24 protein-coding genes and 1 pseudogene are annotated in these 14,342 nt (G+C 31.8%); 22 read left to right on the top strand and 3 right to left on the bottom strand.

What is annotated here, in order from left to right; genetic code table 11:
- Positions 1 to 93: 93 nt before the first annotated feature.
- From F9279_RS20440 to F9279_RS20430, 3 genes and pseudogenes are all read right to left on the bottom strand, one after another.
- Positions 94 to 897 (bottom strand): ExeA family protein, encoded by an 804-nt coding sequence (locus tag F9279_RS20440; RefSeq protein WP_047944128.1) that lies wholly within the window; start codon positions 895 to 897, stop codon positions 94 to 96.
- Positions 890 to 2,153, bottom strand: a pseudogene (locus F9279_RS20435) (DDE-type integrase/transposase/recombinase). The gene F9279_RS20440 and the pseudogene F9279_RS20435 overlap by 8 nt, the downstream one beginning before the upstream one ends.
- Before the next feature lie 134 nt (positions 2,154 to 2,287).
- The gene (locus F9279_RS20430) at positions 2,288 to 2,818 is read right to left on the bottom strand and encodes a DUF6431 domain-containing protein (protein ID WP_035416525.1); all 531 of its coding nucleotides are present in this window, start codon (positions 2,816 to 2,818) and stop codon (positions 2,288 to 2,290) included.
- Positions 2,819 to 2,929: 111 nt separating this feature from the next.
- Between F9279_RS20430 and F9279_RS20425 the strand changes: the two genes are divergently transcribed.
- From F9279_RS20425 to F9279_RS20335, 22 genes are all read left to right on the top strand, one after another.
- A complete protein-coding gene (locus F9279_RS20425) occupies positions 2,930 to 3,346 on the top strand; it encodes a hypothetical protein (RefSeq protein ID WP_053215781.1) in 417 nt (138 codons plus the stop codon).
- A gap of 164 nt (positions 3,347 to 3,510) precedes the next feature.
- Entirely contained in the window at positions 3,511 to 3,957 is a 447-nt protein-coding gene (locus tag F9279_RS20420; protein WP_047944127.1) for a response regulator transcription factor, read from the top strand.
- Positions 3,958 to 4,052: 95 nt separating this feature from the next.
- Positions 4,053 to 4,364, top strand: a complete 312-nt coding sequence (locus F9279_RS20415; RefSeq protein WP_047944126.1) for a DUF2325 domain-containing protein — start codon at positions 4,053 to 4,055, stop codon at positions 4,362 to 4,364.
- A 15-nt stretch (positions 4,365 to 4,379) separates the two neighbouring features.
- A complete protein-coding gene (locus F9279_RS20410) occupies positions 4,380 to 4,787 on the top strand; it encodes a hypothetical protein (protein ID WP_047944125.1) in 408 nt (135 codons plus the stop codon).
- 14 nt (positions 4,788 to 4,801) lie between these two features.
- On the top strand, positions 4,802 to 5,647 hold the full coding sequence (locus F9279_RS20405; RefSeq protein WP_047944124.1) for a hypothetical protein: 846 nt from the start codon (positions 4,802 to 4,804) through the stop codon (positions 5,645 to 5,647).
- A gap of 213 nt (positions 5,648 to 5,860) precedes the next feature.
- Complete coding sequence (locus F9279_RS20400) at positions 5,861 to 6,154, top strand: hypothetical protein (protein ID WP_047944123.1); 294 nt, start codon at positions 5,861 to 5,863, stop codon at positions 6,152 to 6,154.
- A 19-nt stretch (positions 6,155 to 6,173) separates the two neighbouring features.
- The gene (gene lepB, locus F9279_RS20395) at positions 6,174 to 6,707 is read left to right on the top strand and encodes a signal peptidase I (RefSeq protein ID WP_053215780.1); all 534 of its coding nucleotides are present in this window, start codon (positions 6,174 to 6,176) and stop codon (positions 6,705 to 6,707) included.
- Positions 6,704 to 7,015 (top strand): hypothetical protein, encoded by a 312-nt coding sequence (locus F9279_RS20390; RefSeq protein ID WP_047944122.1) that lies wholly within the window; start codon positions 6,704 to 6,706, stop codon positions 7,013 to 7,015. The genes lepB and F9279_RS20390 overlap by 4 nt, the downstream gene beginning before the upstream one ends.
- Before the next feature lie 112 nt (positions 7,016 to 7,127).
- Positions 7,128 to 8,474, top strand: coding sequence for a hypothetical protein (locus F9279_RS20385; RefSeq protein WP_047944121.1), 1,347 nt, complete (start codon positions 7,128 to 7,130; stop codon positions 8,472 to 8,474).
- 4 nt (positions 8,475 to 8,478) lie between these two features.
- Entirely contained in the window at positions 8,479 to 8,973 is a 495-nt protein-coding gene (locus F9279_RS20380; protein ID WP_047944120.1) for a hypothetical protein, read from the top strand.
- 31 nt (positions 8,974 to 9,004) lie between these two features.
- The gene (locus tag F9279_RS26010; protein WP_264298272.1) at positions 9,005 to 9,127 is read left to right on the top strand and encodes a hypothetical protein; all 123 of its coding nucleotides are present in this window, start codon (positions 9,005 to 9,007) and stop codon (positions 9,125 to 9,127) included.
- 267 nt (positions 9,128 to 9,394) lie between these two features.
- Positions 9,395 to 9,796, top strand: a complete 402-nt coding sequence (locus F9279_RS20375; RefSeq protein WP_226793767.1) for a hypothetical protein — start codon at positions 9,395 to 9,397, stop codon at positions 9,794 to 9,796.
- Between the two features lie 457 nt (positions 9,797 to 10,253).
- On the top strand, positions 10,254 to 10,433 hold the full coding sequence (locus tag F9279_RS20370; RefSeq protein WP_047944117.1) for a hypothetical protein: 180 nt from the start codon (positions 10,254 to 10,256) through the stop codon (positions 10,431 to 10,433).
- A gap of 55 nt (positions 10,434 to 10,488) precedes the next feature.
- Positions 10,489 to 10,770, top strand: a complete 282-nt coding sequence (locus F9279_RS20365) for a hypothetical protein (RefSeq protein ID WP_047944116.1) — start codon at positions 10,489 to 10,491, stop codon at positions 10,768 to 10,770.
- A 476-nt stretch (positions 10,771 to 11,246) separates the two neighbouring features.
- Complete coding sequence (locus tag F9279_RS20360) at positions 11,247 to 11,552, top strand: hypothetical protein (protein ID WP_016204188.1); 306 nt, start codon at positions 11,247 to 11,249, stop codon at positions 11,550 to 11,552.
- 117 nt (positions 11,553 to 11,669) lie between these two features.
- A complete protein-coding gene (locus F9279_RS25350; protein ID WP_161798411.1) occupies positions 11,670 to 11,834 on the top strand; it encodes a hypothetical protein in 165 nt (54 codons plus the stop codon).
- Positions 11,835 to 11,855: 21 nt separating this feature from the next.
- A complete protein-coding gene (locus F9279_RS20355) occupies positions 11,856 to 12,086 on the top strand; it encodes a DUF3850 domain-containing protein (protein WP_016204189.1) in 231 nt (76 codons plus the stop codon).
- Positions 12,087 to 12,118: 32 nt separating this feature from the next.
- A complete protein-coding gene (locus F9279_RS20350) occupies positions 12,119 to 12,316 on the top strand; it encodes a hypothetical protein (RefSeq protein WP_047944115.1) in 198 nt (65 codons plus the stop codon).
- A gap of 197 nt (positions 12,317 to 12,513) precedes the next feature.
- The gene (locus tag F9279_RS20345; protein WP_193224650.1) at positions 12,514 to 12,744 is read left to right on the top strand and encodes a hypothetical protein; all 231 of its coding nucleotides are present in this window, start codon (positions 12,514 to 12,516) and stop codon (positions 12,742 to 12,744) included.
- A 125-nt stretch (positions 12,745 to 12,869) separates the two neighbouring features.
- Positions 12,870 to 13,037, top strand: a complete 168-nt coding sequence (locus F9279_RS25345) for a hypothetical protein (protein WP_156827845.1) — start codon at positions 12,870 to 12,872, stop codon at positions 13,035 to 13,037.
- A 90-nt stretch (positions 13,038 to 13,127) separates the two neighbouring features.
- Positions 13,128 to 13,811 carry a DNA cytosine methyltransferase gene (locus F9279_RS20340; RefSeq protein ID WP_226793783.1) on the top strand — a complete coding sequence of 228 codons (684 nt, stop codon included), beginning with the start codon at positions 13,128 to 13,130 and terminating at the stop codon, positions 13,809 to 13,811.
- Positions 13,812 to 13,814: 3 nt separating this feature from the next.
- Positions 13,815 to 14,120: a hypothetical protein gene (locus F9279_RS20335; RefSeq protein WP_193224649.1), complete on the top strand. Its 306-nt coding sequence runs from the start codon at positions 13,815 to 13,817 to the stop codon at positions 14,118 to 14,120.
- Positions 14,121 to 14,342 lie beyond the last annotated feature (222 nt).

Below are 14,342 nucleotides of genomic sequence, written 5' to 3'. Positions count from 1 at the left end.
CAAATGCATAACCCTGGTCTATCCAGTGGGGCTGATGTCCTAACCATACTCTCCATTCTTGAAGATGGTGGTCAAATACTAATATTCCACGCCTCATGATAAGCCATTATCCTCTATAGCTAACCTGACAATTTCCTCATCAATCAGTTCTTTCTTTAGTTGAGAGCCAAATAATAAACTGTTAATCGTTAATGTATTAATAACCCGTGGCCAACCTTGAGACCGTGATGCGATAGCTTCTACCGCGGTTTCTGTAAAGATGGTCATCTTCGCTCCTGCTAACTTCATATGATGATGAATATAATGGGAAACTTCCTCTCTGGATAATGGCTGAATCTCATATTTCATAATCATTCTCTGTGATAGTGGACGATGATGATTTAATGCTAATCGAGTCTTTAAATGTGGTAAGCCAGCTAAAACTAGGATAAATGGATTGGTTGAGTCCATATGAAAGTTAAATAATAGTGCTATATCCTGCAAAAAAGCATCTTTTGCCATATGCATTTCATCTAAAATGAAAACAGGTGTGATCTTACGTTCCCCTGCCATTCGCTCAATGCCTTGTTGAATTTGCCTAAAGAGATCGACTTTACGGAACTTCGGTTCCTCCCCTAAGCCATATACTAACCCACGGTAAAAATCCATTACACCACCAGTTGAAAGGGGAAAATAGACTACGTGATATAAAGAAGGGTTTAATGACTCCTTAAAAGACCGTAAGGTAAACGTTTTTCCTGCGCCAGGATCCCCAATAAGAAGACCCATTCCCTTCGATTTCTGTAAATAATTTAATGCGTTTAAAGCCCCTTGATAATCAGTGGAAGGAAACGCATCCGAAGGGCGTATATCTTTCGAAAATGGTGCTTGAGCTAAAGAGTAAAAGGATTTATACATGGTCTTGTTCCCCTTTCACTTCAGCTGTTTGAGATAATGAAAATGGCGAGCGAGCCCGTTTTACATGCGCATTATCCTTCATGGATACAGGAATTGCTTCAGCGACTTTCTTATCATCCTCAAAGATATAGACACCATTTTCGTCTAGTCTCACATCGATAGAATGACCGATAAAACGGGAAGGTACTTCGTAGAGCTCTTTATTTAACGTAATCGTCCCATCAGCCTTTACTTTCCGGTGTTCTCGTTTCAAGAAGATGGTCTCAAGAATAGACAAATCCTCCAAAAATGTTATATCCTTTAGTTGAGATTGAAACACTTCATGGGGCGTTTTACCTCTCTAAAGAGGCATGAACTCTTCGGTGATAATCTTTCTCTAACCAGCTCCAGAATCGTTCATTTAACTCTTCTAGTGAATGAGCTGGATCGGCTTGTAATAACGGATAAAACCGTGTTTGAATCGTTTTAAACAACCTTTCTACCTTCCCTTTTGCACGGGGATCATACGGCTGCGTGTGAGCTAAAGTAATTCCGAGTTGGGCACAAGCATATTGAAGCGTTTCAGATCGATAGATCTTACCGTTGTCCGCATAAATGATGGTAGGTTTCCCTCTGCGAATTAAAGCCTCTTTCGTGACTACTCTTAATCCATCAAACTTCTCTGACGAGAAGAACTGTGCATACGGCACAAGACGAGAACAGTCATCAATATAGGCAATTAAAAATGTCTTTGTCTTTTTTCCATTAACGGGTACATAAGGTCCATGGGATAAATCAGCCTGCCACAACACATTCACCTTTTCGTGAGCGAACCGTTTTCTTTCTGGTATCGCCACCATTTGTTTTCCTACAAGGTTGTGTTTTTTTAATAATCGAATTATAGTAGAGTAAGATATTTGGTTTTTTTGTATCTCTCCACGCTCGATTAGTTGTTCGTAGAAAACACTAACCGGCATATGGGGAGATTTTTTTCGTATTTCAAGGACAAGATCTTGGTCATCAGGGGATAGTCTTCGAGAATTCCCTCGATCCAAGCGCTTCTTGGGCTTTAATGCTTCAAATCCATTTCTTCGATAATGAAGAAGCCACTCTTTCATTGTTTTCTCTGCAATTTTCCTTTCTCCATAATGGGGGACAGAATGAACCTTTCCCTCCATTCCATTTAAATATTCCTTCGAATCAACTTGCCCATTCAATAGGGGGGCTATTAGGCCATACCGAAATAGGGCCACTTGTTCACGCTCTTTTTCATTCATGGAATCTTCCTCCTTTTTCATAGAAGGACGACCGGTCATCCATGGTTATTATTCTACTTTTTTCGATATTTTCTGACTATGAAAAAGGTATGTGGGACAAAGAATATTTTTAAAGTCGCCTAAATATGATAGAATTAATTTGCCATAAAGTATTTTGATAAGTGACCCCGTGACCTTCGTAAGAAGGGTGATTCGCCAAAATCAAGGATCATTTTCATATATTTTGTGGCTTCGCTATTTATATCCTCCGACATGCCACTTATCTTCCCCAAGCTGATAAAGAAGCTATGAATCCAATTTATACATGTTAAGAAACGATTTAGATAAAACCTGACTAATTGGCGGCTGCCTTTTGCTTTTTTCCTTTGAAGAATTTTCTTCACTCGTTCTAAAACTGTATGAATAGTATGTTGAAAATACGGGATGAGAAAGTCCGGAAGAATAGAGATATTCACTTCACATTGTAAACATCTTAGGCGACAAATTGGGATCCGTACGGTTGTCTCATCAGTTATTCCATAACGCCAGTAATAGCCGTTACGATGAAGATTCCCATGGGAATGACATTTGCAGTTTGGGCATTGATCAAACAATGGAAATTCATTCTTTTTTCCTCTTTCCCCATACTCCACTAGGCTAATACCAAAATCATGAAATTTGATCATAAAAAAACTCCCCCTTCTAATATGCAAAAAATTTAGCACATTATTCCAGAGAAGTATATAAACAATTCTGAAGGAATTTGAAAATTCCAACGGTATTTGAGAGGATATAAAGTGACAGTTTACAGTAGTAGATATTTACCCATAAGTAGTTTGGAACTGGATATAAAAATAAATCAAAAAGAATTGGATGGATTAGAAGAAGAGGAAATCTCTTATCCTGAGATACAAGGACAAATTGAAACCTTAGAAAAATCGTGCTATCCTTTTAAACCGGATTTTCCAGCTGGAAGAACGGATGCCAATTGGTATGTTTCTCCTTGTCAAGAATACGGTTGTTGGATAGTTAATGATTATAAGAAGCCAATTGTATTAGTTAGTCCTAATCCTGGAGAAAAAGTCTATAAGTCGGCAGTACCACTTCATAATCATAATGCATCAATAGGTTTAGCATCACGAATAGCTTGGTATATTGATGAAAATGGTATAGGGCGATATGTAACCTTACTCAATGGACATATTCTAAACTAACAAAGCCATCAAAGTTTGAAGTAAACGTTGATATCTAGCGATTCAAAGGATATAATAATATCAATTAATTGAATATCTAAAGGGAAAAACCCTATCTGAGTTAGACACTTTTATGGTGTCTTACTTAAGATAGGGTTTTTTTGATTTCTTAGGGAGGACCAGCTATGAAGGAATGTATTTTTATTGTTGAAAATGAGAATATTACTTTTCGCAAAGGCTTTAAAGATCTATTGGAGGTGAAATTCGGTAAAGATTATATAGTCTCGACAAAAGATAGTCTACAAGATACTTTACGTGGTGAGCCAAAACTTATAATTCTCACACAAGAGGCTTTAAAAGAAGTAAAAGCTATGGATAAGATAAAGACTTTGTACGAGTATGGTACTAAGTTCATTTTGATTAAGGAAAATGATAATGGGTTTCCTTTTGAATTAAATATGTTTAACGGTTTTTTATCCAAACGAATGCCTACTAAAGAAATGACTGAAGCGATAGAAAACGTATTGTTACATGGAACAATCTATGTTCACCCTGATATAGGTGCATATATCTTATCAAAATATAACCGATTTGTTAATGTCTTAAAAACAAAAGAAGAGATTCGGTTGTGAATGATGTAATGAAAGTTTTGTTTTATTTAAAAAAAGTTGTATTTGTGGTATTTTGTGTTATGATTATTTTAAATTAAGTAATTGGAGTGATCATAATGGCAAATACATTGTTGGTTGTTGGTGGAAATCAAGATAAAACGTTCAAAAAAATGGGCGACAGATTTGAGCTTAAAGTGCTACATCATCCTGGAGAATCGAAAAAGTCAGGAAATAAAAAAGAATACCAAACGTTAATCAATAAGGCGGATTGTGTAGTTGTGTTAAAAGGGGCAATAAATCGTAAATCTATGATTATGGTTAAGGAGATTTGCAAAGAGCAAAACAAAACAATTGTTTATCATCAAGGACGCGGAGTAACTGGAGCAATTCAATCATCACTTGCTTATTTTGAAGGATTGTCTGCATAAAAAGGAGCTAAGATAATGTTCTTCATTACTACGGACATTAAAGGTGTAAAAGGTAAGATTTGCGTATTTTATAAAATTTCTTTTTCAGATGAAAAATTTGAAAAGTATTTATTAGAATTAGCTTACCAAAAGGTAACCATACATTTAGAAATTAAAAAGAAACATTTTCATTTGTTTAGTAGAAATAAAGGAGCAAAAATCATTTTCTCTGATAGTTTGCTAACAAAGGATCAGGACTGTTTAGAGGACTATATTTTGAGCGGAACGACATTCTCCTTTTCTGAGATGGAAGAGGCATTAGAGTTTGCAAAAAATGTTAGAAAAGCAACTATATCTTATTTGAGAAAGCAAGAGAAGAAGTATAAATGGAAATGCCGCCAAGTTAATTGGAGCACATATGTTAAAGCTAAATTTATGTTATGAAAGGAAGACATAAAATGATATCAGCTATGTTTCGTGATGGAAGGATTATCTCTATTAATGAATATAATGATGATCTACACAGTCAACAAATTTATTGTATCGATAAAAGCTGCAAGGCACCATTGGTTCATGTAAAAGGTAACGAAAGAACAACACCATATTTTAAAACTACAGGTAAAAATGAATCTAAGCATACTTCTTCCTGTGGATTTTACAGACCTCTATCGTTTGAAGAGAGCCTTTCGAAAATTAATGACTATCAAAGTGATTTTATAGATCAAGGGTTAAGTGAAACAGTGATTAAATTAAGTTTTAATAAATTAGACCCTGATTATGAACCTAGAAGAATCCAAAGAGAAGACAAAGATGAAGAAAAAAAGAATAAGGAAACTATTAAAATAAAAAACGAAACCGCTCCTCCTAACAGCATAAGCTCACTGAAATCTATTGTTAAATTGTTTTCCACTTATGAACCAGATATTCTTAGTAGTATTTTAATTCAAGTGAAAGGCCACAAAATCCCTATTTCCAATTTGATTTTGTCCCAAGAGGTAGCTCATGAGAAGTTATGGTCTGATATGGCTGTACTTAACCTTCCTTATTTAGTTCATGGAGAGATAGAAGCAATAAATAGAAGAGAAAAAGTTATTTACTTGAACTTTAAAAAAATTAATAATATCCCTTTTTCAATCGTTATCTTTGAAAAATACTTTAAATATTTCACTTATACGGATGAAGAATTAATCGGAAAGTACATTCTTTGTTGGGGACACCTACATAAAAATACATTTAACGATAAGAGTTTTACCAATCTACTAATTAAATCGGACGAATATATAGAAATCATTAAAAAAGGATGAATTAATTTGATCAGACAAGAAGTAATAGAAACCTTAGAAGGCAACCTAATAAAAGGGGTATTTTTAGGGGGATGTTTCTCCATTCCGTTATGGATTTGTTTGATAGGTTGGATAAAGCTATTTATATCTATAATGGAATATTTTTTTGAAACGGGTTTCCCCTACATATAGAAAATTTCAACTTGTAGGAGAAACAAAAAGGTGAGGTTGTACATGAAAAGGGTGGGTTACTTAACTAAGAAAACCTCTAAAGGAAAGGTGTATTTGTATATTCGTAAATCTTATAGAGAGGGGAAGAAGGTAAAACATCAATATATATATGGATTTGGACCAATTGAAACGGCCAAAGAAAAGCTATATAAAATTTTTGAGGAAGAAATAGAATTCCCAAAAGAATTGAAGATAAATGGATTTAATCTAGATGATGTCTATGATTGGATATTAACTTTAGAAACAGGTGTAACAAAAAGTGGAAGGTTATTTGATATAGGCTGTTTTCGAAAATAGATAGGAGTATAGATATAAGATGATGAGTCAAGAAGAGAGAACAAAAATGAAAACATATGTAAGGAAAATTCTTATTTTTTTTATAGTATTGTTCATCGTAAGATCATTTATTTTTGTTCCTTTAAAGGTAGATGGAGAATCTATGAAGCCTACACTACAGAATGGTGATTTAGTTCTAATAAATAAATTTAATACACCGGATAGATTTTCAATCATAATTGCCCGTCTTCCATCAGGAGAGAAAATAGTAAAGCGAGTAATTGGGTTGCCAGGTGAAACGGTCCAATACAAGAACAATCAATTGTTTATAAATAATGAAGCTATTGATGAGGTGTTTATACCTAAAAACAAAGATATTTATACGGAAGATTATGCTTTAGTGGGGAAAGTACCAGCTGATCATTTATTTGTATTAGGGGATAATAGACAATTTAGTACGGATAGTAGAGAAATAGGAACAATTCCTATTGAAAGTGTAGAAGGCTGCATTGGAATGCGTTATTGGCCTTTAAACAAAGTGTCTATTTCAATCGGAAAGGATAGTTTTAAATGATTATTTTTCTTCTAATATGTGTTATATCGTTAATGTTTGTTATTGACTACTTGAAAAGAAATATAACGGAGTTGAAAAAAGAACAACGAAGAGACAGTTTGGAACATAGAAAAATCCAACAATTTATAAACGTAAGGAATGGTACTGAAATAAGAGAACGAAGTGGAATGAAAAATGGGCAATTGAAAGGTTACTCTAATAAAAGCAGTTATGAAACTAACAAAAACTCTAATGAGTTTTTCAATAATAATTTTTATTTTGAAAATGGAAATGTACTAAGGGAAATGATTGAAAATTCAAACGAGTAATCAAGTAGTTCTGATTATACAAACAATAATTCTTATGATTATTCATCTAGTGATTATAGTAATGACTCTTCAAGTGATAGTTCTTCATCTTTTGATTAAGGAGGAAAATGTAATGAACCAAAAAATAGCAATAATGACCCTCAGTATTATTTTATTATTTTTCACAGCATATAGTACAGCCTCTGCAAAGGTATCTTTAGGGAAAACCGGAGGTTCTAGTGTGAAAAGTTCTTCTATTAATAGCGGTAAGGTTAGCTCAGTGAAATCAAAAAATAATACAAAAACCAATGCAAAAACTAGTCCTAGTAATATTAAAAGTAAAAATGCTGCAGCAAATGCAACTAAAGGAAAAAATAAATATAAAGGACAAGCTTATTATAAGGGGAATAATTTTAGCAAAACATTATTAACCGCTGCTGGTGTGTATTTGATTTTAGATTCTGTGACCAATGAAGGAGATCCGATATACGTTTCTGCTGAAACAGGCGAACCAGTTAAAGTTGAAGAATTGAAAGATGTAAAAGCTGTTGAGGATACTGAACCGATTACTGAAGAAGAAAAGGAAGAGGCGAGCAAAAAGGTAAATAGTTATTATGAATTAATAAGACAAGGGAATTATGGAACAGCAATTAAAGAGCTGTTACTATCTAAACCGGAAATTGAAAGTCAATTAGTGCCTGAAGAAAAGAGAAATACCTCTGATATTCAACAAGTAATAAAACAAATATCCCAATTTTATACTAGCAAAGTTAATTCTGTTGCTACTTTTAGCATAGAAGATGCTAAGGAAATCGATGGAAGAAGTATTTTGTTTACTGCTTCGTTAACTGACTCCAAAAAATATACCTATCAAGAAAGAATCGTTGCTATTAAGTTTGAAAATCAATGGTATTTAACTTTTGAACTAGTAGATGATGCTGTTAACCAAGTGATCGATAAACATGATTTAACCCCAAGGGAAGTAGTTACTAAATATTATAAAGAAGTAATAAATGCAAACTATGGGGCTGCAAGCACTTTAGTCTCTAAAAATCAAAGCTTTACAAAGGGGAAGACAGATGAAGAAATTAAAACTGAAATGATTGAAGCATTTAGTGAAAACGAAAACCCGTTATCATCAATAGACATACTTAAAGAGAAAAAAGAAAATGATCAAATGTATTCTTTCACCGTTAATCTAACTCATCTATATCCTGGATTTTTTGACGATTATATAGAGAAAACAACTGAGGTTGAAATTAAAGCTTTATATGAGGGAGGAATGTGGAAGCTTAACTTTGATGACGAGAAAAAGGCAAGTAGCAAAAACGAATCTCCCTTTTTATCACTAGATGATTTAAAGATTCTGCTACATATCGTCTTTATAGGTGCTTTATGTATTTCAATAGCGATAATGTTAAGCAATGGTTTAAAAGATAGGAAGAAGCTTAAAATGGCCATTATAAAAGGGAGAAGGTAATAACATGCAAATAATATTATGGATAGAAAAAATACTGTTGGTATTTCTTATTGGTTCATTATTATTTAAGATTCATTATTCTCGTAAATATTTGGACCAATTAAAAAATCATAAAAAGGTAAGTTTTATAAATGAAATTGATATTCCTTATGGGAAGAGCATAGGGAAAGTTATTGAGTTTTCTTTTCCTATTAATGAATATGACCCTCTGAATCCGAAATGGAATCTGATTTGGTCCATGAGAAAAGAAAATCTTAGGGTAAGTAACCGTTACTACGAAGTAAATAAAAAGAGATTTGCTTTCAAGCTGGACAATAGCAATTATTACTTATTCAGAAATGAAATTTTGATTCCTTTATCAAAAATTAAAGAAGAATATTTTGTGATTCATTTTAATGAAGAAATTATTTATTCGATTTCGTCATTGGAAGACCTCTCTAAAAAACTTTCTGAGCAGGATTTAAAAAAAAGAGATAGAGAGAGTTATAGGTTTTATTAAGGAAATTTCTGAATATGCTAATGGAATTGAAATGCAGGCTAGTCAAAAAGTAAAAATCTATCAAGATGAAAAGATGAAAGATTTATTAGAGAAACATCATTTAGCTATGGAACAAAATATAAAAAAGGTGCAATTGATTAACAAGATCAAATAAATAGAGAAGGAGATCAGGTATGTTGTTTTATATTGATGTATTGGGGGCAATTCTGAAGATACTTGGTTGGATTAAATCATTGATAGAAATGATAGATTAGTAATAGGGAATAAAAGAGGTTTATCAATGAATAATTGTGTTAATTTTTGTGTTAGCAGGTTTTATTGGCATACTTTTAGGAAGACCATTTAAAAATTGAAGTTGAAAAATAAAGACCTTTAATGCGGAATTGAAATGAAAATATAAAAGAGAGGGTCATTAGTGAGTATGAAAAATAAGAAAAGAAATTTAATTGTGTTCGGTTTTTTAGTTATAACTATCATATATATTTTTAGTTCATTTATTACAAGATCTTTAGAAAGCACATTTAATGTTTTACCTAAAAAAGATGAAGATATTGTTGTTAATGAGGAAAGAATTTATAAGATAGGTGATTATATAGTAGATAATTCCGTTTACTTCTCTGGTTTTATTAATGATTCGATTTCAATTGGAGTAATGAATGTAAGTAGTCGGGGGGATGATACTACACAGCTATATTACCCTTTAAAAAAAAATCAAATAATTGAAACGGATGTTATTAATGCTCCATTTAGTTTCACTGAAAAATTTAAAGTTGTTGATTTTAATGCTGAGACTGGAAGGCTGGAGTTAAAGAGAGTGAAGTAGTAGATAACCTATTTGCGGTAGAAAAGATTTTAATTGTGGCAAATTGACAGCTCCCATTAGAGAATGAGACTAAAACGATTACAGACTAAAGGAGAGGGTTTCACATATGTTTAAAAATCCGAATAGTAATCACTTCGCAAAAAAAATTATATAGGTAGGTAAACTTATGAATATGATACAATTTTTTGAAAGATTTTTATTATATGCCAAAATATTTGCCCCAATATTAATTTTCTTGATAATATTTTCAATTTTAATGGTTTTTGTATTAGTTGTTAGGGATATTTTTGATAGTCTTCGCATTAAATTTCTTGATAATAAAAATACAAATAAAGATAGTGATGATAAATTCAACTTAAAACAGGACATAGAAAATTAGTAGATAACTAAAGTTTGAGGGTTATAAAGAATTAAATTTGAATAGATAACTATTATTCATTAAAGGGAGGTAGTAAGTATGAAAAGAGTGGCAATAAAAGTAACACTAGAAAGAGAAGTTTGGCTTAGTAAAGAAGTATGGGAAGAAAGTTTTGGAGGTCAGTTACCTCAAGACATGGACGATTTAGACATGATAGAAGAAGAATGTTTAAGGAGAAATACAGAGTTTAAAAATGCAGAATTCATAAGTGAATTCTAGTTAAAGTACTTCCAAACCATATAAAATTAAAGTGCGTTAAAAAGGAGTGGGAAAAATGAAAGAAATTTTGATCGATATAACTTTAGATGAACCAAAAGCAACAATATTAGAAGCGATGGAACAAGCAGGATACAAGTATAAGGGTATATTCAAATACGACTATCCAGAATGGGGGCATAAATACTATGAAAGAATAAAAACAGAGTTATTCGAAAAAGAAAACAAACTCTTCTATTTTGCTAATGTTCCCCAATGGAAGGAAGGAAATATTTCAGTTATCAGAATCGGTGAAGTGGAGAATAAAAGTAACAAAAATCCTGAATATATTTATGCGTAGTTCGAAACTATTCTGCTGTAGAAAGGGGTTTATATATGAAAGTTCCAAAAGAAATAAAGGATAGTATTAGAAAGTCTGCAAAAGCGTTTCACACAGCGAGAGAACATGAAAAAATAGTAAGGGGTTAGCTTGATGAACAAGGTCTTGAAAATGATACTGTTCACGATAGCTGGATTGACACAATTGAAATGGGGTCTGGAAATTCAAAAGATTTTATTGAATTTCTAAAAAGAGTTGATGAATAGTTCGAAACTATTGTGAAGGAGTGAGTTGTTAATGGAAAATGAAGTGGTTAAGACAGTAAGTCTTGAATGTTTAGGTGTGAATCTGATTTTCTTGCTTTAACTAATAGCAAAGAATATGAATTGAATATATGTTATTGATGTTTTCTAAATGGTATGGCTAATTCATATATGAAGAGAAACGGAATAGAAAATAGATAATTTATATGGGGTAGAAAGAAGGGGATTTTCTCAGTGTCGCAAAAAGATTTAAGAGTATGTCCGAAATGTTTAAATGAGAAGAATATTGCTGATAAGACATGTAGTTACTGCAAAGAAAAATCAATAGTAATTAAAGATGGGGTTATTCTGAATTTCTTATTATTCTTTGTCCTTATGGTAATTCAGCTTGTAGCATATACATACAATGCAAGTTCACAAGATAAGTTGCTAATAGGATTTTTCTCAATGTTACTTCTGATTTTAACGAATATATTAGTTTTTGTTGCCTTGAAAAAGTTTGAAGAGAAGAATAAGTATCGTAGAAGTAACAAAAATTGAATCAAACAAAAAACGTGTTTATCTTATATTATAATTGCAAATCATACAGCAAAAGATTATATAAGGAAAAAATGATTTCAAAGTAGATAACTATTATTCATTAAAGGAGAGTTAATCGTGAAGAAAGAAAAATTAAACAAACCTTACACCATAGTTATTTTTCATAATGATAAGCCAGTTAAAAAGAAGAGATTTATTTCATTAGAAAAGTTAGATAGATATTGTGACCACGTTGAGAAATTAGGTAAAACCTATGGAACGTACAGCATAAACGCTTGGTAACTATTGCGAAGGAGTGAGGAAATGGAACACTTTTTAAAAATACAACCGCAATATTTTGAAGAAGTACGAAATGGAAATAAAAGTTTTGAAATCAGAAAAAATGACAGAGATTTTAAAGTTGGAGATACTCTTTATTTACAAGAATATAACCCTTTAGCACAAGAGTATACAGGGGAAGTAGTTAAAAGAGAAATTACTTATATTACTAATTATGCACAGCAAGAAAATTATATAGTAATGGCTATTGTTTGATAACTATTGTACGGTAGGAAAGGGGTTTTGCAATGAATAAGAATCAGAAAATTGTATGCGACTGGTTTCTAAACAATGGAATGGATTTTTTATCAGCTATAGTTGAATTAGAAGGGGTTTATGAGAGTATTCCTAACGAGGTTGCAGAAGCTTTTAGCGAACTAACTGATAAAGAAATAATAGAAGTAATAAAAAAATCAGCAAATAACATATTAAAACGTATAGCATAGTACGAAACAACTGTTCATTAGATAACCATTATGACAAAAAAATTTTAAGATTGGAGAAGCGAATCAAAAAGATGTGAATTTTAAAGTGAGTACCTTTCTAACAATAGAAGGATATAAAATATTAATACAATTAGTTGAATAGTACAAAGGTTATATGAAGGAGAGAAAATAAAGTGAATTTAATAAATATATTAATAGTGAGTTTAGTCATCATTAATTTATTTTTAATTAAGAATAAACGTTTTCCAATTATAAAAAAAGTATTGCCTTGGATAATTGTCATATTATTTTCATACCATTGGGGTGTCGGAGGATTAATTCAATATCCTTTTCTCGCTAATGTTGTTGGAATTATAGTCATTTCTTTTTGGTTTATAGTCATTACACAATATTTAAGAAGTTTATACATGAATCAAAAAGTAGAATAACTAAATTTAATAGGGTTTAACAACACGAACTTGAAAAACTTTTATAATGAAAATCGTGTTGTAAAGATAGTACTTATAATATGCCTTGATATTGAAAATTAAATAACTATTTTGTGGAAAGGGAAATGAAGAATATGAAAGATTCCATTATTATTAATGAAGCGAGAGGAAAAGCAGTAAATAATTTAATAAAGATTATGAAGAGTAGTTCGAAAAAAAGTAGAATAGCAATTCATTTTACTAGACTTAATAACAAAAGTGAAAATCTACAAAGAATAATTGAAAAGAGATAATTACAAGGTTTTAGATAGATATAGCTATAGTATGGAAAATTAACCATAAGAAAAATAGCTTAGTAATGTAGGAAGGAGAACAAAATTTTGATGATAACAGCAAAAAGTTATTTTAGTGGTGCTGGTGGAATGGACTTAGGAATGTTAGACGCTGGTATTGAAATTATGGAATCTTTTGAAATAGATAAAGTTGCTTGTGAGACTTTAAGGAAAAACTTTAAACACAGAATAAACCAAACCGATATCACAAAAATAACTGTACTCGATCAGCAAGATGCAGATGTTTATATTGGAACTTTCCCTTGTACGAAGTATAGCCGGATTGCTGATATACATGGAACTAGAACAGGCGATGATTTATTTTTACATTTTTTTAGACATGTGGCTTTAGCACAACCAGAAGTGTATATAGTTGAAAATGTTCCTGGTATGCGAAAATTTCAAGTGGTGATGGAGTGCTTAACTAGATTACCCAATTATTACGTTAGAGTAGAATGCCCTGTTAACGCAAATATGTGGCTCCCTCAAGAACGTAAAAGATTAATAGTTATAGGAACTAAAAAGCCTTTCCATAATTTATCTTATCCAGAAGCAAAACCAATGAGAATGAGAGATATTATTGATATTGGAGCAGAAGTATATACTCCTGATTATGTTCAAAAAAGATTAAATGGTGCATATCGAGATAAGCCAATTATTACAGATTTAGATGGAAAAGCTCCAACTTGTGTAGCGCAAAATATTGCCTCAATCTCTTACAAGTTGCATTTGTAGACAATGAGCACTATCGATACCTATTTTGCTTACCACTACAGAAGACTTATCATTAAAAACAAAAATGGAAGAAAGGAAAGAAGTATGCTTAATAAACTCATCGAGTTGATATCTGAAGGAAATATTAGTCTTGGACAATTATCCATTATTTTCGCTGTTATTCTAACAATAACTGCTATAATCGGTTACACCTTTCTTTTCTGGGAGCAGCGATCTTATGAAAAACTACTAACAGGTAAACCATTACCTTCTAATAGGGGTAGCGTCAGGAAAATGCGGATTTACAACGTTAAGGAAATCAAAATATAAAAAGCCTAATTTCTCGGTGTTATAAGTGAAAAATTAGGCTTTAGTTACTTCATTAAAGCGCCTGATTGTTGAAGACTAAAGTTTATATTCACCAAGAAATGCTCTTATCCTAACAAATTTTATTTAGGACTTACATGTATGCCTTCACTCTCTCGCCAATCTGCGTAAAGTATACGCTTTACATTATCATATCCATTGGTAGTTAATTGGTTATCTAACCAC

The sequence above is a fragment of the Bacillus sp. B1-b2 genome, assembly GCF_009183415.1.
Lineage (GTDB): Bacteria > Bacillota > Bacilli > Bacillales > Cytobacillaceae > Niallia.
Note: the sequence above shows the minus strand (reverse complement) of the source record. Positions and strands in the feature narration are given on the sequence as shown.